25 protein-coding genes and 2 pseudogenes are annotated in these 25326 nt (G+C 56.2%); 10 read left to right on the plus strand and 17 right to left on the minus strand.

Going from position 1 to position 25326, the window contains the following annotated elements; genetic code table 11:
• Window positions 1-117 precede the first annotated feature (117 nt).
• A complete protein-coding gene (locus tag ABNV41_RS07140) occupies window positions 118-504 on the plus strand; it encodes a hypothetical protein (RefSeq protein ID WP_087651417.1) in 387 nt (128 codons plus the stop codon).
• Here the strand turns inward: ABNV41_RS07140 and ABNV41_RS07145 are convergent.
• The 5 genes from ABNV41_RS07145 to ABNV41_RS07165 form a co-directional block, all read right to left on the minus strand.
• A protein-coding gene (locus tag ABNV41_RS07145) for an IS5 family transposase (protein WP_087651418.1) occupies window positions 481-1235 on the minus strand; the annotation gives its coding sequence in 2 pieces (ribosomal slippage) (window positions 481-896 and window positions 896-1235; 756 coding nt in all). The genes ABNV41_RS07140 and ABNV41_RS07145 overlap by 24 nt on opposite strands.
• Before the next feature lie 299 nt (window positions 1236-1534).
• A complete protein-coding gene (locus tag ABNV41_RS07150; protein WP_050819504.1) occupies window positions 1535-2056 on the minus strand; it encodes a DUF4232 domain-containing protein in 522 nt (173 codons plus the stop codon).
• 103 nt (window positions 2057-2159) lie between these two features.
• Entirely contained in the window at window positions 2160-3044 is an 885-nt protein-coding gene (locus ABNV41_RS07155; RefSeq protein WP_003628301.1) for an S-methyl-5'-thioadenosine phosphorylase, read from the minus strand.
• Window positions 3031-3822, minus strand: coding sequence for a cytochrome c1 (locus tag ABNV41_RS07160; protein ID WP_050819503.1), 792 nt, complete (start codon window positions 3820-3822; stop codon window positions 3031-3033). Before ABNV41_RS07160 ends, ABNV41_RS07155 begins: the two co-directional genes overlap by 14 nt.
• Window positions 3819-5003, minus strand: a complete 1185-nt coding sequence (locus tag ABNV41_RS07165) for a cytochrome b N-terminal domain-containing protein (RefSeq protein ID WP_050819502.1) — start codon at window positions 5001-5003, stop codon at window positions 3819-3821. The genes ABNV41_RS07160 and ABNV41_RS07165 overlap by 4 nt, the downstream gene beginning before the upstream one ends.
• Window positions 5004-5182: 179 nt before the next feature.
• Between ABNV41_RS07165 and hemF the strand changes: the two genes are divergently transcribed.
• On the plus strand, window positions 5183-6097 hold the full coding sequence (gene hemF, locus ABNV41_RS07170) for an oxygen-dependent coproporphyrinogen oxidase (protein ID WP_349934512.1): 915 nt from the start codon (window positions 5183-5185) through the stop codon (window positions 6095-6097).
• A gap of 10 nt (window positions 6098-6107) precedes the next feature.
• Window positions 6108-7319 (plus strand): hypothetical protein, encoded by a 1212-nt coding sequence (locus ABNV41_RS07175; RefSeq protein ID WP_050819500.1) that lies wholly within the window; start codon window positions 6108-6110, stop codon window positions 7317-7319.
• Here the strand turns inward: ABNV41_RS07175 and ABNV41_RS07180 are convergent.
• The 4 genes from ABNV41_RS07180 to ABNV41_RS07195 form a co-directional block, all read right to left on the minus strand.
• The gene (locus ABNV41_RS07180) at window positions 7299-7931 is read right to left on the minus strand and encodes a Smr/MutS family protein (RefSeq protein WP_050819499.1); all 633 of its coding nucleotides are present in this window, start codon (window positions 7929-7931) and stop codon (window positions 7299-7301) included. The genes ABNV41_RS07175 and ABNV41_RS07180 overlap by 21 nt on opposite strands.
• 135 nt (window positions 7932-8066) lie before the next feature.
• Entirely contained in the window at window positions 8067-9494 is a 1428-nt protein-coding gene (locus ABNV41_RS07185) for a cytochrome-c peroxidase (protein WP_050819498.1), read from the minus strand.
• A gap of 134 nt (window positions 9495-9628) precedes the next feature.
• Window positions 9629-10486, minus strand: a complete 858-nt coding sequence (locus ABNV41_RS07190; RefSeq protein WP_349934513.1) for a site-specific DNA-methyltransferase — start codon at window positions 10484-10486, stop codon at window positions 9629-9631.
• Window positions 10483-11163, minus strand: a complete 681-nt coding sequence (locus ABNV41_RS07195; RefSeq protein ID WP_050819496.1) for a Tim44/TimA family putative adaptor protein — start codon at window positions 11161-11163, stop codon at window positions 10483-10485. The genes ABNV41_RS07190 and ABNV41_RS07195 overlap by 4 nt, the downstream gene beginning before the upstream one ends.
• A 46-nt stretch (window positions 11164-11209) precedes the next feature.
• Between ABNV41_RS07195 and ABNV41_RS07200 the strand changes: the two genes are divergently transcribed.
• The 4 genes and pseudogenes from ABNV41_RS07200 to ABNV41_RS07215 form a co-directional block, all read left to right on the plus strand.
• Complete coding sequence (locus tag ABNV41_RS07200) at window positions 11210-11842, plus strand: histidine phosphatase family protein (protein WP_080986767.1); 633 nt, start codon at window positions 11210-11212, stop codon at window positions 11840-11842.
• 126 nt (window positions 11843-11968) lie between these two features.
• Window positions 11969-12268, plus strand: a pseudogene (locus tag ABNV41_RS07205) (protein-export chaperone SecB); the annotation flags it as partial.
• Window positions 12269-12356: 88 nt separating this feature from the next.
• Window positions 12357-13352 (plus strand): IS481 family transposase, encoded by a 996-nt coding sequence (locus ABNV41_RS07210; RefSeq protein WP_050820407.1) that lies wholly within the window; start codon window positions 12357-12359, stop codon window positions 13350-13352.
• Window positions 13349-13555 (plus strand): annotated as a pseudogene (locus tag ABNV41_RS07215) (protein-export chaperone SecB); the annotation flags it as partial. The gene ABNV41_RS07210 and the pseudogene ABNV41_RS07215, both read left to right, overlap by 4 nt.
• 63 nt (window positions 13556-13618) lie before the next feature.
• Here ABNV41_RS07215 and ABNV41_RS07220 read toward each other — a convergent pair.
• Window positions 13619-14347 carry a uroporphyrinogen-III synthase gene (locus ABNV41_RS07220; RefSeq protein ID WP_050819494.1) on the minus strand — a complete coding sequence of 243 codons (729 nt, stop codon included), beginning with the start codon at window positions 14345-14347 and terminating at the stop codon, window positions 13619-13621.
• A 9-nt stretch (window positions 14348-14356) separates the two neighbouring features.
• Window positions 14357-15430: a hydroxymethylbilane synthase gene (hemC, locus tag ABNV41_RS07225; RefSeq protein ID WP_050819493.1), complete on the minus strand. Its 1074-nt coding sequence runs from the start codon at window positions 15428-15430 to the stop codon at window positions 14357-14359.
• A 145-nt stretch (window positions 15431-15575) separates the two neighbouring features.
• Here hemC and tsaD point away from each other — a divergent pair, with 145 nt between their 5' ends.
• Together tsaD and ABNV41_RS07235 are read left to right on the plus strand one after the other, a co-directional pair.
• Window positions 15576-16682: a tRNA (adenosine(37)-N6)-threonylcarbamoyltransferase complex transferase subunit TsaD gene (tsaD, locus tag ABNV41_RS07230; RefSeq protein WP_050819492.1), complete on the plus strand. Its 1107-nt coding sequence runs from the start codon at window positions 15576-15578 to the stop codon at window positions 16680-16682.
• Entirely contained in the window at window positions 16679-17500 is an 822-nt protein-coding gene (locus ABNV41_RS07235) for a 23S rRNA (adenine(2030)-N(6))-methyltransferase RlmJ (protein WP_050819491.1), read from the plus strand. Before tsaD ends, ABNV41_RS07235 begins: the two co-directional genes overlap by 4 nt.
• A gap of 14 nt (window positions 17501-17514) precedes the next feature.
• Here the strand turns inward: ABNV41_RS07235 and ABNV41_RS07240 are convergent, their stop codons facing one another.
• Genes ABNV41_RS07240 through ABNV41_RS07250 form a run of 3 tightly spaced genes read right to left on the minus strand, consistent with a single transcriptional unit; the run spans window position 17515 to window position 22043 of the window.
• Complete coding sequence (locus ABNV41_RS07240; protein ID WP_003628324.1) at window positions 17515-18252, minus strand: MarC family protein; 738 nt, start codon at window positions 18250-18252, stop codon at window positions 17515-17517.
• A 57-nt stretch (window positions 18253-18309) separates the two neighbouring features.
• Complete coding sequence (locus ABNV41_RS07245) at window positions 18310-20397, minus strand: lysylphosphatidylglycerol synthase domain-containing protein (protein WP_050819490.1); 2088 nt, start codon at window positions 20395-20397, stop codon at window positions 18310-18312.
• A 20-nt stretch (window positions 20398-20417) separates the two neighbouring features.
• A complete protein-coding gene (locus ABNV41_RS07250; protein WP_050819489.1) occupies window positions 20418-22043 on the minus strand; it encodes a lysine--tRNA ligase in 1626 nt (541 codons plus the stop codon).
• A 158-nt stretch (window positions 22044-22201) separates the two neighbouring features.
• Between ABNV41_RS07250 and ABNV41_RS07255 the strand changes: the two genes are divergently transcribed.
• On the plus strand, window positions 22202-22957 hold the full coding sequence (locus tag ABNV41_RS07255; RefSeq protein WP_050820370.1) for a molybdopterin-binding protein: 756 nt from the start codon (window positions 22202-22204) through the stop codon (window positions 22955-22957).
• A 56-nt stretch (window positions 22958-23013) separates the two neighbouring features.
• Here ABNV41_RS07255 and ABNV41_RS07260 read toward each other — a convergent pair whose 3' ends face one another.
• The 3 genes from ABNV41_RS07260 to ABNV41_RS07270 form a co-directional block, all read right to left on the minus strand.
• Entirely contained in the window at window positions 23014-23970 is a 957-nt protein-coding gene (locus ABNV41_RS07260) for an acetyl-CoA carboxylase carboxyltransferase subunit alpha (protein ID WP_050819488.1), read from the minus strand.
• 74 nt (window positions 23971-24044) lie between these two features.
• Window positions 24045-24965, minus strand: a complete 921-nt coding sequence (locus ABNV41_RS07265; protein WP_003628333.1) for a site-specific tyrosine recombinase XerD — start codon at window positions 24963-24965, stop codon at window positions 24045-24047.
• A 3-nt stretch (window positions 24966-24968) separates the two neighbouring features.
• Window positions 24969-25307: a hypothetical protein gene (locus tag ABNV41_RS07270; protein ID WP_004448996.1), complete on the minus strand. Its 339-nt coding sequence runs from the start codon at window positions 25305-25307 to the stop codon at window positions 24969-24971.
• Window positions 25308-25326 lie beyond the last annotated feature (19 nt).

A 25326-nucleotide genomic window follows, 5' to 3' on the forward strand; every position in this document is an offset into this window, starting at 1 on the left:
TTTGTAACAGAAGCCCGAAACTTCCTTCCCCTGCAGAGTACGCAACTTCAAGCAGAGTTGCGGCGTTACTTATGCACAATTGCATGATCTGAAGAACATGTAAGGGGAAAACAAGAAATGTGCACAGAGGAACGAAGATACATTCTAATATGGGCATCTGGTGCATTTTTAATGGCACTTTCATTACCCATAACCTTAATGGTAATTATTAAAGATGCCATGCTGCGCGCAAATATACCGGTGCATGATCCGCACAGTGTAAGCTGGCTAAAACCGGTATGGGATGCCCTGCCCGATACCAGATCATGGGCTGTTTACAGCACTTCTGCCTTGGTTATGTTCACCCTTATAGGGTTTGTTATTGGGTGTGCGCTTATGTCTTTTGCGTTCCGGCATTTAATTGCCATGCAGCAGAAAACAAAGGAATCCCGATTTCAAAAAAACATGAAGAGATTCCGAAAGTTTTCCTACGGCGTGTCGTCAGTTAAGCAGGATGATGATTGAGGCGAACTGCACGGCTGCGAGGAAGGTCGATTTCAGTTTATCGTAGCGGGTTGCGATAGCGCGAAACTGCTTGAGTTTATTGAAGAACCTCTCAACAAGGTTCCGTTCGCGATAGAGAGAAAAATCGGTTTTCCGTCGTGTCGTTCTGTTGCGTTTTGGCGGGATGACCGGGGTAATCCCGCGCTGTATCAGCCGATCGATCAACCTGTCCGCGTCATACGCCTTGTCAGCAAGGAAAGCATCCGGTTCGATGTTTTCCAGAAGTGGTTCTGCCTGGGTGATATCGGCATCCTGTCCCGGTGTGATGCCGAGTTCCACTGGATTGCCCAGAGCGTCGCAGATGGCATGGATCTTTGTAGTTAGCCCGCCTCGTGATCGTCCGATGGCCTGATCCGTGCCCCTTTTTTGAGAGCTCCGGCACTATGCTGATGCGCTCGGACAATTGTGCTGTCGATCATCATGTATTCGTTGTCGTAATCAGCGGCCAGATAACGAAATATCCGTTCGATGACGCCGCTTTCACACCAGCGGCGCAGACGCCGGTGCACGTTTTTCCAGTCACCGAAACGGGCAGGAAGGTCGCGCCATGGAATACCCGCGCGATAGCGATACAGCACCGCCTCCACGAACAGACGGTTATTCACCGCAGTGCCGCCGACATAGCCTTCTCGACCAGGAAGAAGATCCTTTATCCGCTCCCACTGGTCATCGCGTAAACTATAGCGCCGCATCTGTCTGTCTCCCCAAAAAATGGGAAAACAGTCAGCACACGCAGACACAAAGTACAACCCTCACGTGCCACTCTCAGGGCTTAACTGACGACACGCCGTAAAACAAGAACACCCCATGCAGCAGCAAACGCCAGCACAGGAAGGAAAACATGCGGCATAACTATCCGGCTCTCCGGTTAAAGGTTTGAAAGCGTCCTAAAGGAGAAAACGGAAAAGGTGAACAGGCTGTAATAAAAAACAGTACACCTTTGATGCCACTGCAATACGCGCAGCATTTGGTTTTTAACACGCTTGTGTTGTTAACGTGGTGCCAGCTGTAATGGCCCTTGCTCAAACGTAAGCGGAGTTTGGGCTGGCCCGCATAAAGTGCGTGCAGGAAAATTAACGCGCACATCACCCAAAGGGAACGTCAATACAGCACGATTGGGGGAAACACATTGCCCCCCATCATACACATTGCCAGAAACCCAATACATGCTGGCCCGCCACAGTGCATGGGGCTTGAGTATTTTCTGGCCCAGCTGCTGGTTGGGGGAAAGTGGCGCTGACTTGCCTATTGCCAGAACATGATCCTGTGCATCTTCAAGCTGCACAACCGGCAATGCAGGCACAGCACAGCGCGTGGCGCTGCGGTTAGAAAGAACAACCCACGCCCCGCTATGGGACATGCCGTCAAAAGCACCCTGCCCGCTCTCAAAATGCACAGATAAATCAGCCGGTTTGCAAGATTTTACAACTCGATGCGTCTGCGCTGCATGCACACCACCCACAAGCAGGCACATGATAAGCAAAGAGGCAGACGTGCAGGCTGGTTTTATCATGTATTGTATTTCTTTTTGTTTTTAAGGTCGGTTTTGCTAACAGCCTAAAAACCCAAGGTATGAAGCACTCAAAACCAATGCCCCATACCTTGTTTTTACATTTTTACAGAACGCGGCCAGCAATGCTTTTCAGCTTTGCTACCAGTTCCGGGTCACGCACAGAAGGTGCCGTCATAATAGCGTGTTCCAACGCATGGTCGCAGCCTGCGCTACAGCTATGGCGCTTGCCACCCAAAGCAGGAATAACAGCCTTAATCAGCGCCTTGGCATTGGCTGAGTTCGCCTGCATGGTTTTTACAACGCTATCTACGGTTACGTTGTCATGCTCCGTGTGCCAGCAGTCATAATCTGTCACCATAGCCACTGTGGCGTAACAGATTTCAGCTTCACGCGCCAAGCTGGCTTCCGGCATGTTGGTCATACCAATAACGGAGCAACCCCAGCTCCGGTACAGCTCGCTTTCTGCACGGGTTGAAAACTGCGGGCCTTCCATAACCAGATAGGTGCCGCCGCGCACAGCGGTAATACCCAGCTTGTCTGCCTGTGCCTTCAGCACATCGCCCACGCGGTTGCACAGCGGGTCTGCCATGGAAATATGCGCCACACAGCCTGTATCAAAAAAGCTTTTTGTGCGTGCAATGGTGCGGTCAATAAATTGATCGATCACCACAAAATGCCCCGGCGGCAGTTCTTCTTTCAAAGACCCCACGGCTGAAAGCGAGACAATGTCTGTTACGCCAGAAATCTTCATGGCGGCAATATTGGCCCGATAGTTCAGGCGTGAAGGCGGAATGGGGTGCCCACGGCCATGGCGCGGCAGAAACACGCAGCGCACGCCATCCAGCCGCCCGAAAAGAAGCTGGTCAGAAGGCAGGCCCCAAGGCGTTTCTACCGTGCGCCATTCCTTTTCTTCCAACCCGTCAATATCATACAGACCAGACCCGCCTATCAGGCCAATAACGGGTTCCACAGTTTCATTTTCTGACATGCGACCAGAGTCTCCGGTTTAAAATCACAAACAACACGGCAAGAAAGCACAGATACAAACCTGCACCTATGCCAACACGGCGGCGGGTATCCTGATGCGGTGCAGAAACCCACGCAAGAAAAGTGGTAACATCCCGCGCTTCCTGCGTAACGGTTGCGGGGGTGTTATCTGCATATTTTACAGCGCCCTCGCGCAAGGGCGGCGGCATGGCGGTGTAATGGCCAATAGCAAAGGAATTGGCAAACCCTTTACCCGGCACGCGCGCTGCATCGGGCTTATAACCGGTGAGCAGCGCAAAAAGCCTGTCTGCTCCGCCGGGGTAAACCTGCACAATGCGCGAAAGGTCGGGCGGTACCACACCCCCATTGGCCGCACGCGCAGCCTCCGGCCCGGAATAGGAAGAAGAAAGTGCATCATCTGGCCGGGCGTTGCGGTGCTTCAGCCGCCCTTCAGCATCCAGCCCATCTGCTACCTGCCATGTGGCGGCAACAGCTCCCACTTCTTCCAGCGTTAAGCCCATATCTGTGAGATCTGAAAAACGCACTTCCGACAAGCTGTGGCAGGAGGCACATATTCCCGCAAACACAGCATATCCACGCTGCACAGATGGCAGATCAAAATGCCCCAACGGCCCTTTGAAAGACCAGTTCTGCTCTGGCGCTTTAACAGGCTGTGCTTGTGTGGGCTGTGCAATATTTGGCCCCAGCACCATAGCACCCAAAAGCAGCATTCCTCCGGCGTATCGCCAAAGTGTGGGGCGAGTTTTCTGCACGGTCATGCCCCCATCCCCTCAAAACGGGTGCGCAAGGGCAGAAAAACCAGAAAATACAGGTAATAAATCAAACAGGCAGCCTGCCCAGCCACAAGCCACCCACCCTGAGCATGATGCACACCAGCCGCTGCGGCAGTAACAGCAGCCCCTACGCAGGCCAACAGCGCCCCGGCATCTGCCAGCCGCGCCAAGCCACCATTTGCTGTGCGCCTGCCTTTATCCAGCCACGGCACAGCAAACAATACGGCCACCGCACCGCCAGAAACAAGCAGTCCCCAGAATTTGGAAGGCACAACCTGCAACATTCCGTAAAACGGCAGAAAATACCATTCGGGTTCAATATCAGCTGGTGTGTGCAACGGATTGGCTGGGCGATAATTGGCTGGCTCTGTTATCAGCCCCGGCCAGAAGCACATTACGGCTACAAAACCCAAGGCCATAATCAATACGGCCAGAATATCCCGCGTGGTAAAATACGGGTAAAAGGGCAGATATTTGCGGCGTGTTTCGGGTTGTACAGAAGGGCTGGAACTGCCTTTTGCATGCACAACAGCAACATGCACCAACACCAGCCCGATAATCACAAACGCCAGCAGAAAATGCAGGGTGAGCATACGGTGCAGCGTGGGTGTGCCCGGGCTTTCACCACCCAGAAAAACCTGTTCCAGCCCCTGCCCCACAAATGGCACTGCCCCTACAGCCTTGGCAGCCACATCTGCGCCCCAGTAAGACATTTGCCCCCAAGGCAGCACATAGCCTGCAAAGGCTGTAACCATCACCAACACCAGCAAGCCACAACCGCTTAACCATACGCCGCGCCGTGGAGGCAGATAGGTGCGGTAATACAACCCGCGCAACAAATGCACATACAGGGCCGCCATAAAAAACGAGGCCCCTGTCATATGCATGGCACGCAGCAGCCAGCCAGAGGGCATACGCCGCTCAATAGCCTCGACTGACCCGAACGCAAGCGAGGCATCGGGGGTGTAAGCCAATGTAAGCGTTAACCCCGATAACAGCATGAGCACCAGAACAGCCACCAACATGGCGCCAATAGTCCACCACCAGTTCAGGTCTGCGGGCAAAGGCAGGCGGCCATAATGCCGTGCATACGCACCCGCCTGCTGTAGAAAGGAATGTGCTTCCTTTTCTGCCTGCTCCGTATGGCGGGCCGGTGTTGCTGCCATCTTGCCCTTTTCTCCCCTTACGCCACTTTATAGGGTGCATGCTCCTGCCCTGCGCAGAGCTGCTGTTGGTTTAACGATGTTCGGGTTCATCTTGCAATGATGCGCCTAAAAGCGCACCCCTTGAATGCCTGTAAGCAGATGGCAGCTTCAGGCAAGGACGATGAGGAAAAGACAGTTCAATGACGCCCACCGACACCGCTGATGTTTCTGCCCACCAAGCCCTTAGGGAACCAGCCCGCCAATGGTTTGAAAGCCTGCGTGACAAAATTTGCGCTGCTTTTGAAGCCATTGAGGATGACGCTGTAAAACAGAACAGCCCTGTTCTGCCCGGCCACGAAGCCGCAGGCCGTTTTGAGCGCAAAAGCTGGAACCGCCTGAACAAAGATGGCAGCCCCGGCGGCGGCGGTGTGATGAGCGTAATGCATGGCCGTGTTTTTGAAAAAGTGGGCGTAAACGTTTCCACCGTGCAGGGCACTTTTACACCGGAATTTGCCGCCACCATTCCCGGTGCAGCAGAAGATCCGCATTTTTTTGCCACGGGTATTAGCTTGGTGGCGCATATGTGCAGCCCGCTTGTGCCTGCCGCGCATTTTAACACCCGCATGATTATTACCACCAAAGGCTGGTTTGGTGGCGGTGGGGATATTACCCCCATGTTCCCCGAAAGTGCAGAAGCGCAGGATGATGCCGCGCGCTTTCATGCCGCCTTTGCGCAGGCCTGTAATGCGCATGACCCGGAATATTATCCGCGCTTCAAGGCATGGTGTGACAAGTATTTCTACCTGCCCCACCGTAACGAACCCCGCGGCCTGGGCGGTATTTTTTATGATCGGCTGAACAGTGGCAATGTGCAGGAAGACTTTGCCTTTACCAAGGATGTCGGCCTGGCTTTTCTGAACGCGTTCCCTGAAATCATCCGCGGCCGCATGATGGAACCCTGGACACCAGAACAGCGCGAAGCCCAGCTTATCCGCCGTGGCCGATATGTGGAATTCAATCTGCTACACGACAGAGGCACACTGTTTGGTCTAAAAACCGGTGGCCATACTGAAGCCATTCTGATGAGCATGCCGCCAGAAGTAAAATGGCCGTAATAAAACTGTCGTGATTCTGCCCTCATATGCGCTTAATATGGGGCAGAAACAGAAAGAGGATCTCCCGCGCTTGCCCCACGCTGATCAGCCCCGGCTTTTTGTGATGCCTGAACGGCAGCTTTCGCGTCGTGTGTTCCTAAGCACTCTGCTGGGTGCCGCTGCTGTTGTAGCGGGCGCACGCACGGCACGCGCTGAGGATCCTCTCCCCAGCAGTGCCGATGGTGGATCTGCACTTATTATTGGTGGCACGTCTTCTTCCGAATGTGGGCGCTGGGCCAGCCTGCTGGCGCCCGCGCTGGAAGAAGAACTGCACCTTAGCCCTCCTTTGCAGCTTACCCCCACAACCGGGTGGGATGGCATAACCGGGGCCAATCTGTTTGATACCCAGCAACAATCAGCCCCCGGCCCTGTTGGGTTGATGATACCCGGCACGGCTATTCTTTCTGCCATGCTGGGTGGGCCGCGTATTCATTTTGATTACCGGCGCTGGGCCCCTGTGTTTTTGGTGGCACAGCCCAGCGTTGCGGTTGGCCGCGTAAGCCTGCATCAATCTTTCCGTGCACGTTTAACCGGGCAGCTTACACGTGTGGCCGTTTCCAAACTGACAGGGCCGGAGCTCACCACCGTTCTGGCATTAGATATGCTGGGCCTGCGCCCGCAGCCGGTGGCCGGACATGCCATGCCAGAGGCCGCAATGGCCACTTTGCAAGCAGGCCAGACCGATGTGATCCAACTGCCGTTGGATGCCAGCTACCCAAGCCGTATTGCCACATTACAGGCTGCGGGTTTTGCACCCCTGTTTGTTAATAATGCCCGGCCAGATATGCAGATTCATCAGCCCAATCTGCCGCCCGATCTGTTGGCTGTGCTGCAACAGGAACACAAATATTCTCAACCTGCGTTTCTGCTACCAGCTTGGGGCGCCATTGCCGCAGCGTGTAGCTTACGCGCCGGGCTTGTGCTGCCTGCCCTTACCCAACCCGATAGCATTGCCCGCTGGCGCCATGCGGCTGAAATATGCGCAAACCGTCCGGCCATTCAACAGGCTGCTGCGGCAGAAAACCAAACCATTCTGGCAGGCACGGCAGGCACTCCGTTTTATGAAACGCTTATGCCCGAACCGCATGTGCTAATGGCACTGCGCCGCTGGTTTGCCCAAAGCCTGCCCCGCTGGCGGGATGCCACACCTCCGGCCCTGCTTTCAACGCCGCCTGCGCAGTAATACGCGAACAGACCCTCTGTTACCTGCATGAGGGTACGTAAGCCCCAGAATACGGCGGCGGATTTCTGGCCTTTCCAGCCAATGGGGCAATTCGCGGCGTAAAATACCGCCTTCCTGCCCCGTGCCCAGGCCAGTAATAATTTCCACACAGCGCAGGCCCCTATGGGTGGCCACGTCCATAAACTCCATCAACCGATGGAAGGCTTCCTGCGCCACCATGCCGTGCAGATCCAACCGCCGCTCTACCTTAAAGGTGCCTTGGGTAAAACGTCGCCAACTGTAATCATCCACACCGGGTTGGCGTTTGCCTATGGTTTCTACCGGGCGCGGGGCTTGTTGCACGCGCAGCCCCGCAGCAGGGGTGCGCGGGGCTGTAAAGCCGTAATTAGCCGCAGCCACACCGCTTTCACCACCAGATGAAGACGCCATAAGCCCACTGGCCTGAGACTTTTTGCCAGCCTTGGCCTGCGCACGTGGAATAGCCTGTGGCTCTGGCTCATTCTGCGCAGCGGGTGGCACAAGTTCGGCCACATGCAGGGGGGCAACATCCCGCACAACCAGCGCCCATAGCGCCTTTTCCCCCTCCTGCAAATGCCGCCGACGCCTGTTCACATCACCCTCTACGTTTCATGCCCTAAAACCAGAAATGGCCCGTCAGGCTTGGTTATCACCTGCCTGCGGGCCATCTTTCAAGAAAAGAAAAAAGCAGCCCCCGTTTGGAAGGCTGCTTTTCTTACATCAGATTTACTATTTGGCTGCCGGATTGCTGTTGGTCAGCAGCTTGCCATCGTAACGCCCTGTCAGCGTTTTCAGGAAGGCCACAATGTCCGCCACATCCTGATCAGAGATGTTCTGATCCGGGGTTTGGTAACGGGCCATTTTGCGCACAGCCTCATCCAGCGTTTTTACGCTGCCATCATGGAAGTATGGGCCTGTTAGCTCAATATTACGCAGGTTAGGCACCACAAAGCGGTTCATGTCACTCGGTTCATGCGTTACGGCGTAACGGCCTTGATCAGCATCCGTCAGCTTGCCACCACGATCCTTGAAGTAATCACCTTCAAGACCCATGATTTCCATGCCGCGTCCACCCACGCCAATGCCGGTATGGCAACCAGAGCAGCCAATGGCCTTAAAGCGTTCATACCCGCGTTTGGCCTGCTCACTAATGGCATCCGGCTTGCCTTTGAGGTATTCATCAAAAGCGCCATTGGGCGTGACCAGCGTTTTTTCAAACTCGCCAATAGCCGTGGTGATGGTTTTTTCATCAACCTTGGCATCTGGGCCAAATGCAGCCTGAAACAGCGGTGCGTATTCCGGGTTGGCATTCAGCTTGTTGGCCACTTCCTCCCAGTTATGAGAGCCCATTTCCACCGGGTTCATCACAGGGCCAGCAGCCTGCTCTGCCAGCGTAGTGGCACGGGCGTTCCAGAACTGTGCCATCTTGAAGTAGGCATCATACACTGTAGGCGTGTTGATGGGGCCTTTCTGCCCACCAATACCGGTGGCTGTAACCAGATTATCCACCCCGCCGGTATCCAGCCCATGGCAGCTTGCGCAGTTGAGCGTGTTATCGCCCGACAGGCTCTTATCAAAGAAGAGCTTGCGCCCCAGTGTCCATTTGGCCGGGTCTGCTTCCACACTTTCTGGCACAGGGCGAATAGGCTCTGCTGCAAACTGCTCTGCCGCACCGGTGTTGTTGTAGTTTTTGCGGCGCGTATCCTGCACCCATTTCAACACGGCTTCGCGTTCTGCATTAGACAGATGGGCGTGCCAGTGCATCATCAGATACAGGTTTGGCGGCATACGGTTTTGCGTAATCACTTCCTCAATGCGGGAAAGCTGCTCTTCCGTAGGGGCTGTGCCCTGTTCAAACGCATCCAGCACCGGCTCTACACGGAAATGACGCAGCCCGTTGGCGCGATCTTTTTCCATAAGCGCTTTGGCAACCGGCACGCGGAAGTAAAACGGCAGATCACGCTGTTCGGCATGGCAGTAATCACACCGTGCCTCACGCAGGGCATTAAAGGCTGCCAGTGCCACAGGATCTTTCAGCGTGGGGGAAGATGCTGGTAATTCTGGTGCTGTAATATGGTCAAAATGCTGCAGGTAAGCGACTGTTCCACCATAAGCCAGCAGAGCTGCACCCACTGCTGACACGATTAATCGTTTCAAAACCCGGTCTCCTGATTTCTACGCCTTGATTGAATAGCTTTTATGCGCTGTTACCTGCATTGTGTTTGATACATATCAATATGTCCAAACGATTGTTTTTATTTTAATAATTGAAATTTTCGATGATCAGGCGTTCAGGACGCCAGATCATCTTTCAAACGTGCGCGAGCAATAGCCACGTATTCGGGGTCCAGCTCCATCCCCAGCCCGTAACAGCCAAGCCTTTGGGCAGCCAGCAGCGTGGTGCCCGTGCCCATAAATGGGTCAAGCACGCGCGCACCTTCACGCCCATGCAGCAGAATGCACTGTTCAGGCAGCGCTACGGGAAATGTGCCGGGATGATCAAACTTTTCTGCACGGCCCCGCACGGTTTCATACGGAATAAACCACGTATCACCCCGGCAGCGCCTATCCTGCCTATGGCCACGGCGGGCAATGTTGGATTTATCCTTATACGGCACCCCGGCGCGCAGCCGATCAAGCCGCACATCTCCATGCAGCGTGAAGTGGAAAACATGCTCGTGCCCGCGGTGCAAAAACCGCTGGCTGTTCATGGGTTTGAAGTGCCCGAAGCTATCTTCCCCCACGGAAATGGATTTCACCCACGAAATATGGTTTTGCAGCACAAACAGATCACGCAGCCGCACCGCCAGTTCAAACGGCAGCCACGGCTGTGCGGATGAGCCGGAAATATTCAGGAAGAATGAACCATCATCCTTGAGGATGCGCTGCAACTGCTGCGCATCCTCCAGCATCCAGTCCAGATAATCCTCTTCCTCCCGCCTGTCTGGATAACTGCGGTAGGACAGGCCGATATTATAAGGGGGGGACGTAACAACCACATCCACAGATTCCGCCGGCACGCGCTTGAGCGCACGCAGGCAGTCACCCATCACAATTTCCTGCTGCCCAATTTTATAACGGCGGGCGCGAGGTGGTTTGGTGGATGTGGTGCTGGCGCGGGATGCCCCGTTACCTTTGGCAGCTTTCACGCACTACGCGCCGCCGCAAGGCGCCATGTGCTGCCGTTCACATCCAGCAGGCGCTCAAAAGTCCACAGATCAGAAAACTCGGTAACGGCATCCGTGCCTGTTACCGGCTGACCTTCCTTGTTCAGCACAAGGCTGATCTGGTCAGAAACAATGCGCACATCAATGGCTGCTGCCGTGCCGGCTTCCATTGGGGCAATGCGCACATCCTCAATGGCCAGAGACCGAATGGCTTTTACATCTGTGCGCTGTGTTTCTTCCGCATTGGTGCGGGCTGTAATACCGGCCTCAAACGCAGAAAGCACTGCGGGGGTCAGATACGTTTTCAGCACATCCACATTGCCTTGCGCATAGGCCCCCACAACCTGCGCGAATGCAATTTGTGCACCGTTCAAAAACTGCTGGGGTGTGAAGGAAGGATCTTTTTGCCGGATATCTGCCAGCAATGTGCCCACGCGCGTGCCCGGAGCAGGAATATCAAATTCCGCCGCGGTTTCAGCCTGCTCTGGCTTGCCTTCCACAACTCTAGGCGCTGCATCCGGCCGAACCTGAAGCTTGACCTGTACCGGCTGAATACCCACGCGCTTGCCCAGCACGCTACGCAACCGCAGCACCAGAAATGCTGCAACCAGAGCCAGAAGCACCAGATCGACCGGGAAATGGCCGAGAGAAAAATCCATCTGTCTTACGTCCACCAAAAACCTTGCGCCTGTTCTGCCACAGCACATGAAACAGAACCGGAGAATCGCGTGTTACTTATCACATAGTCACGCGCATGGGGGGATACAATCACCTGCCCTCTTGCTAAAGGGGCATTATGCTTCCTACCTTGCGGGTATCATGATCATCCTGCGACACTGCGAAAGCGAATTCAACCGCCATTACAACCTTCATGGGGGAGACCCCGGGTTGGAAGACCCGCATCTTTCTGCTGAGGGCAAGGCCCACGCACAGGAACTGGCCCTGAAGCTGGCGGATAGGGGAATCCGGCGCATACTGGTTTCTCCATTCACACGTGCGCTGCAAACCGCCACACCTTTGGCGCAACGTTTAGGCATTACCCCGCAAATTATGCCGCTTGTGCGCGAACGCGGCATGTATTCATGCGATAAAGGTACACCAGCCTCTGTTCTGGCATCTGCATGGCCGCATCTAGATTTTGCCCACATAGATGAGCACTGGTGGTCTGCACTGCCAGAAAGCAGTGCAAGCCTGGAAAACCGGGCACAACAGTTCCGCCAGATCATGGCGCAGGATGCCAGAGCATCTGAAACGCTTGTGGTTTCTCACTGGTGGTTTTTGCTGAGCCTGACCGGAGAGAGTTTTGAAAATGGAGACTGGCAGCATTTTTCACCCTGAGCACGCATAAAAAGGCGTGCGCACAGCCCAGATACCCTGCCAAACGTGCCGCTTGCGGTTGGCGGATGCCTGCGGGCATGCTACCGCGAAGGGTATCCAAAGTTGAAGCTGACGAAAGCAGAACCGATGTCTGAAACAGAACAGAGTGCCCCACCCGCACTGCCGCTTGCCGTTAACCTGCAGTACACCCGCGATCTGTCGTTTGAAGTGCCGGTTGGTGCAGAAATTTTTGCCACCCTGCGCAGCCAGCCCCAGATTGGCGTGAACATTGATGTGCAGGCCAACCGCCTGCAGGATGACCAGATGGTTTACGAGGTTGTTCTGTCCATTAAGGCAGAAGCCAAGGAAGCCCCAGAAAAGGAAGGTGGCCCCGCTGGCCGCACCGTGTTCCTGACCGAGCTGGTTTACGCCGCTGTGGTAACTGTCAGGTTGTGAGACGTCATTGGGATGATGTAGCGTGGGCGATACCGCGTTATGCTTCGTTGTTTTCTTCCGTTTGCAGGGAGACCGAATGATGCTTCAGATCCACCCACAGGCACGCACGACACCGGCTGTCCGGGCTGAGATAGCTCGTTCGTCAGAACCGACATCCGTGCTCGCCAGACGCTACGGGATCAGCGATGAAACAGTCCGCAAGTGGCGCAGGCGTGGTTCGGACGCCTGTCAGGACCGCAGCAGCCGTCCCTGGAGGCTGGCCTGGAAAGCCTCGGAGGAGGAGCGCGCCATTGTCTGTCAGCTTCGGCGTTCTACCGGTTTTGGTCTGGATGATCTGACCTTTGTCTTACGGCATTTCCTGCCGCATCTGAACCGGGACAATATCTGGCGGATACTGAAAGACGCCGGATTGAACAGGCTGCCTCCTGTTCCAAAGGCCGGACCAGTTCGGGGACAGGGAAAGTTCCGCGATTACGATCCCGGTTATGTCCATATCGATGTGAAACATCTGCCAAAATTACAGACAGCAGATGGGGACCGGCGGAAACGTTTTCTGTATGTCGCCATCGATCGCTGTTCCCGTTCAGTGCACCTGGCTGTTTATGACGCGGAAAATGCGGATAATTCCGTTGATTTCCTCAATGCCGTCAAATCGGCCTTTCCTTTCCGGATCACCCATATCCTGACCGATCGTGGCTCCTGCTTTACAGCGGACGCCTTCGAAAAAGCCTGTCATGACATGGGAATCGACCGACGCCGGACCAAGGCTTACTCCCCTCAGACCAATGGAATGGTGGAACGCTTCAATGGCCGTGTCGCTACAGAAGTACTGCAGGTCTGTGTCTCAAACCATGAAGATCTGGAAATTCTGCTCAGAGGCTTCTGTTTCGCCTACAATCATCGCCCGCAGCGTGTTCTGGGCGGCATCGCTCCCGCCCAATGCATCATCTCATGGCTTGAAAAACATCCCGCGTCACGTAATCAAGACTATATCAAACCGGCTGGTCGTGACATCATGAAACAGGTCGACGAAATCCTTGATTACGCCAATGACGTCTCACAACCTGACAGGTAACCCTGACCAACCCGCCACAGGAACTGATCGAACCGATCCTGCTGGTTGAAGTGCCGCGTCTGATCTTCCCCTACGCACGTAACATCATCAGCGATGTCACGCGTGATGGTGGCTTCCCGCCCATCGTGCTGCAGCCGATCGACTTTGTGGCTCTGTGGCAGGCACGCCGCGCAGAATTCCCCGAAGCAGCAGGCCACGCATAATCGCGTTGCCCTTGTTGTAAGGGTTACAAAAAGCCTTCGCACTTACGGGTGCGGAGGTTTTTTTTATGCGGGATATGCCCCCAAAGCATCCATAACCGCTGGGGCGGATACATGGTCTGCAATGCGCACGTTTTGCCAACCGGCGGCACGCAGCACACCGGCCACACGGCCAGATATCACCACTGCTCTTGCTTGCGCGGCTAACGCATTCTGCTCTGCCTTTGGCAAAGCTGCCAACCAACCAGCCGCACTCTCTGCTGAAAAAAACAGAACCACCGCCACCTTGGCGGTCTGAATGGCTGTGCACGTTTGCGCGTTTATGTGCTGGATTGGTTTGGCTGCATAAACAACCCGGCGCACAACCTTAAACCCGGCTTGCCTGCACCAAGCTGCAAGCTCTACGCCTTGCCCTGCCCCAGAGCATAGCAACAGGCTGCCGCATTCTGGCTGTTGGTGGGTTTGCAAAAGCGCAACAAGCGCACGGGCATCACCATCCGCACTTTTAACATGCGTAAACCCGGCATCTCGCGCCCGTTGGGCTGTGCGATCCCCTACCGCGTAAACTGGTATATCCAGCGCTTTGGCCTGCTGTGCCGCTGCCACCACAGCAGAAACAGCCTGCCCACTGGTAAGGAGTATGGCTGCGGGTAATTTTTTCGGTAAGCGCAACGTATACCGCTGCACAACCAATGCAGGTGAGGCCAATGGCAGCCAGCCTGCATCTGCAACGGCTGCCATTGTTTCACTCAGCCCCGGTTCCGGGCGCGTGATAATCACGCCGCGCGGATGCATGGCCTTACCTCAGTTTTCCTCAAAAATATCAGACGGGCTGTCTTTACGCAGGCTTTCACCCAGTTCCTTACCCAGTCTTGCAGCATCTTCCGGCAGGCCCGTGATGCTGCGCTTTAACAGGAAGGACCCATCTTCACGCGCAACAAGGCCCGTAAGGTGCAGTTTGGGGTCTTCCCCCGCCACGATGGGAATAAGCTGCGCGTAGCCACCAATAGGCGTGCGGCACGAACCATCCAGCTCTGCCAACAGGGAGCGCTCTGCCGTGGCAACGGCACGGGCCTCGTAATCTTCAATCGCGGCCAGCAGTTCGCGCAGTTCAATATCATCTTCGCGCACGGTTACGCCCACAATGCCCTGCCCTGCGGCTGGCACCATAACTGTGGGGTCCAGCACAATGCTGGCGCGTTCTGCCATGCCAAGGCGCTTAAGCCCGGCAAGAGCCAACAGCGTGGCCTGACACTGATGGGCCGCGAGTTTATCGAGTCGGGTTTGCACGTTGCCGCGCAGCAGACCAAATTGCAGGTCTGGGCGCACATGCAGCATCTGCGCCTGCCGGCGTACGGATGCGCAGCCAATAAGCGCACCTTCTGGCAGGGCGGAATACGGATCATCCGGGTCAGACTGCGCAAGGCCGGGGCTGAGGATCAGGGCATCACGCGCATCTTCCCGCTTAAGCGTGCAGGCCAGCACAAGGCCGGGGGGCAGCGTGGTTTCCAGATCCTTGAGGCTGTGCACAGCAAAATCAATCCGCCCATCGGCCAGGGCTTCATGAATTTCCTTTGCAAACAGGCCTTTACCACCAATTTCGGCTAAACGCCGATTTTGCACCTGATCACCCGTGGTGTTAATCTGGTGTTCCTGAAACGCGCCCATATCCCGCAAAACGGGGCAGAAGCGTGTCAGTGTGGTAAGGAAGGCGCGCGTCTGCACCAGCGCGAGGGGCGAACCCCGCGTGCCAACACGCAAAGGCAGGGTGCGGCGCCCAGAATGGCCACTTGCCTTTTTCTGGCGGGCCGCCGCTTCCGCCGCAAGTTCCTGCAACGCAGGAGAAGGGGCGGATGAGGAAGGGTAGGCTGAATCCATAAGAGTGTCTATTACCGGGAGTAGAGAAAGGACAAGAAGTGATGATGCCCGGCTGGTCTGAAAAACTTGCGCGACCGAAAAAACATTCCGCCCCCGTCCATCTATTGCGTTGCCGTAAGGATACGCCGTTTTGCATGATGCGTCCATGAACGAAACCGCACAAAACCGCAGGCCAGATGGCCCAATACTGGCCATTGAATCTTCTTGCGATGAAACCGCATGCGCCATTTTGTCCCCCGATGGCACCGTGCTTGCGCAGCGTGTTATTTCTCAGGACGGGCATGCAGATTTTGGTGGCGTGGTGCCCGAAATTGCCGCCCGCGCCCATTTGGCCCTGTTGCCGAATCTGGTTAAGGCCACTTTGCAGGATGCCAACATCGCTCCAGCGACTCTGTCTTTCATTGCCGCCAGCACCGGGCCGGGGCTTATTGGCGGGCTGATTGTGGGCAGTGGCTTTGCCAAGGGGCTGGCATTGGCGCTGGGCATTCCGTTTGTAGCGGTCAACCACGTAGAGGCCCATGCCCTCACAGCCCGCCTGCCCGGCATTGTGCCCGATGACGCGCCCTTCCCCTACCTGCTGCTGCTGGTTTCTGGCGGCCATTGCCAGTGCATTGCCGTAGAAGGCGTAGGCCATTACCGCAAACTGGGCGGCACGATTGATGATGCTGCCGGTGAAGCCTTTGATAAGGTTGCCAAAATGCTGGGCCTTGGCTGGCCCGGTGGCCCGGAGCTGGAAAAACTGGCGCGTGAGGGCAACCCCAAGGCCATTTCCCTGCCCCGCCCACTCTGGCGACGTGAAGGCTGCGATTTTTCATTTTCCGGCCTGAAAACCGCTATCTCCCAAAAGCTTGTACCTTTTGGCAAAGAGCCTCTGCCTCGCCAGTTTGCGGCAGATCTGGCTGCTTCCTTCCAGCAGGCTGTGGCCGATGTGGTGACCAACCGTATTGAACACGCACTGGATATGATGCCCGAAGCCAAACTTCTGGTAGCTGCCGGTGGCGTGGCCGCAAATACGGTTTTGCGCGCCGCGTTAGAAAAAACAGCAGCACAACGTGGCCTGCGCTTTGCAGCCCCGCCTTTGCGCCTGTGCACGGATAACGCCGTTATGGTGGGGTGGGCAGCCTTGGAAACATGGCAGAAAGCCGCAGAGTGCAATCTGCCCCCCATAAACGATAACGCCCTACGCCCTCGCCCGCGCTGGCCACTGGAAGATATGGCCAGCCGTTTTGAAGCAGAAACACCCTCCGCATGAACTATCGCCACGCCTACCACGCCGGCAACTTTGCCGACTGCATGAAACACGCCCTGCTGGTTACCCTGCTGCAAAGTTTTTTGCGCAAACCCGCACCCTTTATGGTGCTGGACACGCATGCCGGTATTGGCCGGTATGATCTGCACTGCCCAGAAGCCGAAAAAACGCAGGAATGGCGAGATGGCATTGGCAAGCTGTGGAATGAGGATGCCGCCAGCCCGCTGGCAGATTGGCTGGGGCAGGTGAAAAAAGCCGGCGGGCCGGAGTATTATCCCGGTTCTCCGCTCATTATTGCGCAAATGCTGCGGGCGCAGGATTCGTTAATCTGCTGCGAAAAACACCCGGAAGATAAACGCAGCCTCTACCGGCTCTTTACCAACACTCCCAATGTCACGGTGCATGAGCGCGATGCTTACGAGGCCCTGCGTGCCCTGTTACCCCCCAAAACCGCCAAGCGCGGGCTGATTTTGATTGATCCACCATTTGAAGAACCGGGAGAATTCGACCGGCTCGCACAAGCGGTGCAAACCATTCAGGCCCGCTTTGCCAACGCGATTATTGCTATTTGGTACCCCATCAAGCATCGCACGCCGGTTCGGATTTTTCATGAAACGCTCATGGGCACCGGTATCCGCAATATCTGCGTGGCAGAACTGCTCATGCGCCCACCACACAACCCGGATCAGCTTAACGGCGCGGGCCTACTTGTTATCCGCCCGCCATTTGGCTTTGCAGAAAAAGCAGGCGCACAGCTTGAACGGCTGCAACACGTGCTGGGCGCGCATGAAAGCTGCATCACTCAGCTTATAGCGGAATAACGCCCTTACCGACGTTATGCGTGTAGTTTTATGGCAAGCAGGTGCCGCCACATATCTGTGGCAAAGCCCTGCACGCCTGCGGCCAAAATCTGCACGCCAATGCACAGCAGCACTAGCGCTGCCATACGGCTGACAATACGCGTGCCGGTCACACCCAGCATGGATACCAGCTTATCCGCGCCAGAATAGGCGGCCCATACAATAGCCACTACGCACACACCAGCCAGCGTGGTGCCAATGGTGTACGCCCAGAAAGGCTCATCTGCCGGGCAGCCAGAACCAAGGGCAATGGCCACGGCAATTGTGCCCGGCCCCACCGTAAATGGCATGGCAAGCGGGAAAAACGCGGCATCGGCCCAGTTAGGGGCCATAACCGTACGACCACCTTGCAGAGCCTGCTTTTCCTTTTGTGCTTCAACCGTTTCCGGGCTTTGCAGCAGATCCCACGCACGCACAGCCACAACCAGCCCGCCGGCAACGCGCAGCGCATTTACGGTGATACCGAAAAACGCCAGCACCATACTGCCCAGCCAAAGCGAGGCCATGATGAGGCAGAGGGAGTAAAAAGACACCAGCCGCGCCAGTGCCATAATTTCAGTTTGCGAGCGGCCTGCTGTTGCCTGCGCAAAAATAAGCGCAGCCCCAAACGGGTTTACAATGGAAAACAGCGCAGGAAACGCCAGCAGAAACGAGGAAATGGAAGATGTAAATGCTGTTGCTGTTAACAGCATTGCGGGAAAATGAGCTGACATAACCCCTCACCGTTCTGTCCGAGGCATCCGCCCTCTACCCGAGGAAACACCGTTTCATCACGAAAAATCTGATGGCACCAAATTGCCCGCACCACCCTTGTACGTTTTAACAAAGCGTGATGCCTGCGCAATATCGTCCGCTGGATAGCAGAAATTAAATCCACTGCCATCATTAAGTGCCCATACACTCAGCCCGATATCATCGTAAATACGCAGGAAGTCATTTCCCACCTGCCAAAACACGGGTTTTAGCCTTTCCTGCAAGGCCAGATCCCGAAATTTCCAGATAGCAGAAATACTGTCTGTTTCTTCCCCTGCCGGATCCCCCAATGCCACCAGATAGGCATCTCGCCGGTAAAGCGGCAAAATGGCCTCTCCCGCTTCCCCCGTCACATACCCCTGAGGCTGAAATGCCTGAATATCTGGCAGGGCATGATCCAGATTTTTATAATGGGTGTAGGCATCTTCATCCCACTCCCGCACGGCAATACGCCCCGGCCACATCAGCCGCGCCACAACAAACAGCGCCAAGCCCACAGAAAGCGCGATTGTCCAGCGTACGGAACCCCGGGCATGCGTCGCCAGCATCATCTGCCACCAACTGCCAGACGTATCATGCCGTGTGGCCAGTGCAATCACACAGCCAAACAGGAGCAGCAAGGAAAGCAGGGTACCGGTAGAAAGAGGTTCACTCAAAAGCCGCGCGTGCCGGTAATAGCAGGAGCGGAACGGCGCAATAAACAGCGCAGAAAGCCCCAGCATAACCGGCACAAAAAACGTATTACCGCGCAAAAACGTCAGCACAGTTGCGGTAAGCAGCAGATACAGCGCGCCACGCCATGCCAGCGTAACCCGCTGGGAAAGCCCAATAGCCAAGCTGATAAGCACCACACCCATAAGGGAAAGCACATAGTTGCCGCCCACACGGGCCATTGTCAGCAGGCTTTCTGGCACCATGGCAAATTTGGGCACGGGGTCCAGCATCACCAGACAGATCAGCATAACCCCGCAAAGTGAAACCGTGCCCGTTGCCACGGCCACAGAAAAAGCGGCTTCACTTTCCCGCACAACCTGGCTGGGCCTGCGTTGCGCGGGCGCCGGAGCCGCGGGGGCATCCGGGTTGTTTTGTATCTTGCGGTTTTTCTTTTCTGCCAGAGCGGCATCACCGCGCAAAAACAGCTCGTGCCCGGCAAACATGATTCCAGCCAGAAACAGCGGAATAATGTAATAGAAAAGCCGGAAAATCAGCACCATGCCCAAAATCTGCGGTGCTGGCATATAGGGGCCTAAAGCCAGCAGCATGGCCCCATCAAACACACCCAGACCGCCCGGCACACTGGCCACCAGCCCAGCTGTGTAAGACGCAATGTAAATGGCCAGAAAAGATCCAAAATCCACCCCGGCACTGGGGGGAAGCAGCACAAAAGCAATGCTGGCCGTGGCCGCAACCTCTGCCGTGGCCACCAGTGTTTGCATAATGGCCATACGGGGGGATGGCAGTTCCACCACCCATTTGCGGAAGCGGAATTCCCGCACCTTAAACGCCAGCCCGATGTAAGCAGCCACACCGCACCACATCAGCGCGCCAATAACCGCCAGCACAGATGCGGGCACACGGTGGCCAATGCCCGGCAGCACCGTAGGCTCCCAGATCAGCACCGCACCTATCAGCACCGCAGCACCCAACAGATAGGTGGCAGAGCAGAAGGCAATAATCTGGGCTATGGCAAAGGAATTAACGCCCCAATTGCGGTAAAGCCGATACCGCACCGCTGCGCCAGACACGGCAGAAAAGCCCAGATTGTGCGAAAGCACGTAGGAACAGAACGCCGCAAAAGCCGCCCGCCGAAAAGGCAGTTTACTATACCCCACCTGGATGACGGCCAGCCGATCATAAAAGGACAGGATAAAGTAAGACAGCAGCGTGCAGCCAACCGCCATCCACATCTGTCGGGCCGGAATGGCCTCCATGGCGTGGCGAATGTCTGAAATACGTAGGTGCCGCAGTTCATGCTGCACCACCACAATGGCCGCCACCATAAGCAGCAGGCCAAGAATATGCGGCAGATGCTTCAGCCACTTTTTCCATCCCCCTCCGCCCGGAAGCGAAGAAGGGGGAGCTGGTGGGGGTGGGGTCTGCGTCATGTAACTTGCGGCGCTATGTTTTAAACCTGCGTCTCACGCAGGAGGGCTGTATCTATCAGGGCCACAGTTTCTGCCACGCCATACAGCGCAACAAAGCCGCCAAAGCGCGGTCCTTCCTTCTGGCCCAGCAGAACTTCATACAAACAGGTAAACCAGCTACGCAGCGGCTCAAACGCGTGGCGCTTGCCTACCTCGAACACCAGATTCTGTAAGGTAGCGGCATCTGCGGCCTCACCTTCATACCCACGCAGGCATTCTGCCAGATCCGTTAGCGCAGCACGTTCCTGCTCGGTTGGCGCGCGGAAGGTTTTGGCCGGGCGCACGAAATCTGCGTAATACGCTACAGCATGTTTCACCAAACATGCCAGCATGGGGTGTGTTTCGGGCGAAACGGCAGCATCATACCGGCGGATAAAGCCCCACAGCACTTCTGGCGTTTCTGCATTGGCAACGCTGGCAAGGTTCAGCAGCATGCTAAATGGCACCGGGCTGCCTGCATCTTCGGGGATATGGCCTTTATGGATAAACCATGCCGGGTTGGCGCGCAGATCATTCCCCTTGGGGTTTTCGGCCTGCAGCACCTTGGCCTTATCAACATGTGTCAGATATTCATCCGCCGTTTTGGGGATGACATCAAAATACAACCGCTTGGCACGCTGCGGCTGGTTGAACATGAACTGCCCAAGGCTTTCTGGCGGGGCGTAACGCAGCCATTCTTCAACAGAAAGACCGTTGCCCTTGGATTTGGAAATCTTCTGGCCTTTTTCATCCAGAAACAGCTCATATGTCAGCCCTGCAGGCGGTGTGCCGCCCAGAATCTTGCAGATACGGCCAGAAAGCCGCACGCTGTCTATCAGATCCTTACCAGACATTTCGTAATCAACGCCCAGCGCATACCAGCGCATGGCCCAGTCGGCCTTCCACTGCATTTTGGCGTGGCCACCGGTTACGGGTGTTTCAAACACCTCACCGTTGGAAGGGTCTGTCCAGCGCACAGTGCCGGCTGCGGCATCTATGGCGTCCATCTTTACCTGCATAACCTCACCCGTACGGGGGTGCAGCGGCAGAACGGGGGAATAAGTGGCGCGCCGGTCTGCCCCCAAGGTGGGCAGGATAACCTTTAGAATCTCATCATGCACTTCCAGCACGCGGCGGAGTGCGGCATCAAACCGGCCAGAGGTGTAATACTGGGTGGAAGACGCAAATTCGTATTCAAAGCCGAAGCTGTCCAGAAACGCGCACAGACGGGCGTTGTTATGTGCGGCAAACGATTCGTGCGTGCCGAACGGATCTGGCACGCGGGAAAGTGGCTGACCGATATATTTTTCCAGCATGTCGCGCTGGGGCACGTTATCGGGCACCTTGCGCAGGGCATCCATATCATCGGAAAAAGCCAGCAGGCGCGAGGGGCGGCCTGTCAGGGCTGTATAGGCCTGCCGCACCCATGATGTGCGGGCAACCTCACCAAACGTGCCAATATGCGGCAAGCCGGAAGGGCCATAGCCCGTTTCCAGCAACGCCGGGCGTGCATCGTCCTCACCGTTGGCGGTGCTGCGCACACCAACATGATCGGCTAGTTTACGCGCCTCCTCAAAAGGCCAGGCACGTGGAAGATCGGAAACGGGAGCGGATCGGCTTTCTGACATGGCGGGAAGCTATGAACTGGACACGCTGCGGTCAATCCAAAAACGCGCAGCACAGGATGGATAGAGGCAAATTTTACCATATCATTGACGTTAACAGCCCTGCGTTTCATGCTTTATACCTAAATCAAGAAGGCTTCAGCAAAGGACAGGCCCAACCCATGCGCCGCACCTCCGCCCTTATTCTTATTGGCAACGAAATCCTTTCCGGCCGCACAAAAGATGAAAACATCCAGTTTCTGGCCCTCCGCTTAGGGGAACTGGGGATTCCTCTGCGCGAAATCCGTGTGATTCCGGATATCCGGGAAACCATCATCAACACCGTGACAGAAATGCGCGCAAAGTATGATGAGGTGTTTACCACCGGTGGCATTGGCCCCACGCATGATGACATCACAGCCCCCTGTGTTGCCGAAGCTTTTGGTGTGCCGTGGGAGTTCCACCCGCCCACCTTCAAACTGCTGGAAACCTATTTTGGGCCGGAAGAATTTAACGCCGCCCGCCAGCGCATGGCCAAGCTGCCGCAGGGTGCCACACCTATTGTAAACCCGGTTTCACTGGCTCCGGGCTTTAGCATTGGCAATGTGCACGTTATGGCGGGCGTGCCCCGCATTATGCGCGGCATGTTTGATAGCCTTGCCCCCAGCCTGCAAAAAGGCGCGCCGGTCTTTTCTCGCACCTGGCACACCACATCACTTTTTGAAGGCACATTGGCTGACGGGTTAGAGGATATTCAGAATCGCTTTCCGGATCTGGATATCGGCTCCTACCCTTTCCATCGTGAAGATGGCCGCCGCGGTGTAGCACTTGTGGCCAAAGGCCAGAACCGCGCCGAGGTGGAAGAAGCAGCCAGCGCTATCCATGATCTTATCAAAACAAAAGGCGGCACCCCCATAGAAGGAGAACCGCCTGTCTAACGCCTTAACTTTCTCCCCACCGGTTTTGCACCAGTGGGGAGGTAACACTGCGTGTGTTAGCTCAGGGCTTCACGCCCCATTGCCAGAAACTTTTCACGCCGCAGTTCTTTCAGGCGTGCCGGAGCAATTGGCAAAAGCGTTTTAAGTTCTTCTGTCAGCGCGGTGCGAACAGACTCGATAGCCACTGCGGGTTCACGCTGCGCGCCGCCTACGGGTTCGGGAATAATCCGGTCAATCAGCCCCAGCTTTTGCAAATCCTGCGCCGTCAGCCGCAGTGTTTCTGCCGCCGTGCTGGCCTGCTTGGGATCACGCCACAAAATAGAGGCACAGGCTTCGGGCGAGATAACGGAGTAGATGGCGTTTTCCAGCATCATCACCCGGTCACCAGCACCCAGCGCCACAGCGCCACCAGAACCACCTTCACCAATTACAGTGGCTACAAGCGGTACAGGCACTTCAAAACAGGTAGCAATAGAACGGGCAATGGCTTCAGCCTGCCCGCGCTGTTCGGCATCAATACCGGGCCATGCGCCTGCGGTATCAATAAATGTTAGAATCGGCATGTTAAAGTGCCCGGCCATTCTCATCAGCCGTTGCGCCTTGCGGTAGCCTTCTGGCCGCGCCATGCCAAAATTATGCTGGAGCCGGGTTTCCAGGTCTGAGCCGCGTTCAGTCCCGATCACCATAACCGGTGTGCCGTCAAAACGGCCCATGCCGCCAATAACAGCTTTATCATCTGCAAACAGGCGGTCCCCCGCCAGCGGTGTAAAGTCTGTTATCAGCGCATTCACATAGTCCTGCGTGTGCGGACGCTGCGCATGGCGGGCCACCTGCACCTTCTGCCACGGCGTAAGCTTGGCATAGATGGCACGCAGGTGCTTTTCCGCCTTTTCAGAAAGACGGGCCGTTTCTTCTTCTATGTTGACCCCGTTGGGGTCAGTCATTTGCCGCAGTTCGTCGATCTTGTTTTCAAGTTCGGCGACGGGCTTTTCGAAATCCAGGAACTGACGCATGCAGAAGCGGATAGCACAATGACGTGTAAAACCAAGTCACTTCATGCAACCAAACATATCTGAATGTCGATTTTTCACTTGGTGTGGGCAGAATCCGCCGCCAAAGGGTGATGCGCCTGCACGGCCTTTTGCAGGCGTTCTGTCTGCACATGGGTGTAAATCTGGGTGGTGGCGATGTCTGCATGCCCCAGCAACATCTGCAAAGCGCGCAAATCTGCCCCATGCGCCAGCAAATGCGTGGCAAAGGAATGGCGCAGCACGTGGGGGGAAAGGCGCGCCGGATCTATTTCTGCCCGTATGGCCACCGTGTGCAGAATCCGGTCAAACGCCTGCCGTGTCATGGGTTTTGCAGGGTCGCGGCCGGGAAACAGGAATGGACTTTCCAAATGCGCATCCACTTCCAGCAAAGCCTGTGCGGCTTCCCGCGCACTGTCTGAAAGCGGCACCAAGCGTTCCCGCCCGCCTTTGCCGCGCACCATGATCATGCGCTGGTCACCGGCTATGGCTTTACGTGGTAGCGCCAATAATTCGGAAATACGCAGGCCAGAGGCATACAGCAGCTCCAGCGCCGCCTTGGCTAAAATGCCGCGTCGTTTTTTGGCCAAGGATGCCCCGGCGGGCTCTGCACAGGCATTCAGCAGCGCAAGCACTTCCGATTCGGATAAAAAACGCGGCAAAGGTGTGCGGGGTTTGGGGCTATCCAGATGCGCTGCAGGGTTATCCGCGCGCATGCCTTCACGTAGCAAAAACAGATAAAACTGCCGGATGCAGGACAAGCGCCGCGCCACCGTGCGCCGCGCCTGCCCGCTGCCTACCAATGCAGCCATCCAGTTTTGCAAACCCTCGGTTGTGGCCGTTTGCAGGGTTTGCCCCTCCCGCGCCAGACTTTCAGCGCAGGAGGTCAGGTCTGCTTCATACGCAGCCAGCGTATTGGGGGCGGCTGCACGCTCGGCAGCCAGCATCTCCAGAAAAAGATCAACGCCCCCGCTTAGCATGGCTTACGGATGCGCAGGTGCTGCCGGAGCCGGAGCTGCAACCGGCGGCGGAGGTGCCACAGGTGCTGGTGGTGCAACGGCTGCTGGCGGAGCCGGCGGCGCGGCAGGCGTAATGGTGGGCTGTGCCGGAGCCGCAGGCACAACCGCAGAAACCACCGGAGCCGGAGGAGCAGCAGGCACCGCTACGCTTGGCGCAGCAGCAGAAGTAGCCGGGGCGGCCAGCGGCAGATCACGATGCACTGGCTGGGGGACGGGTGGATGTGCGCTTAGGCCCAGCGCGGCAAAACCGCCCAGAACAACCGCAAACACTGCGGCGGCAACAATCAGAACCGTGCGGTTCATGCAGCTTGGCTCCCTTAAC

The organism is Acetobacter sp. A11-2, from assembly GCF_040208445.1.
GTDB classification, from domain to species: domain Bacteria; phylum Pseudomonadota; class Alphaproteobacteria; order Acetobacterales; family Acetobacteraceae; genus Acetobacter; species Acetobacter oryzoeni.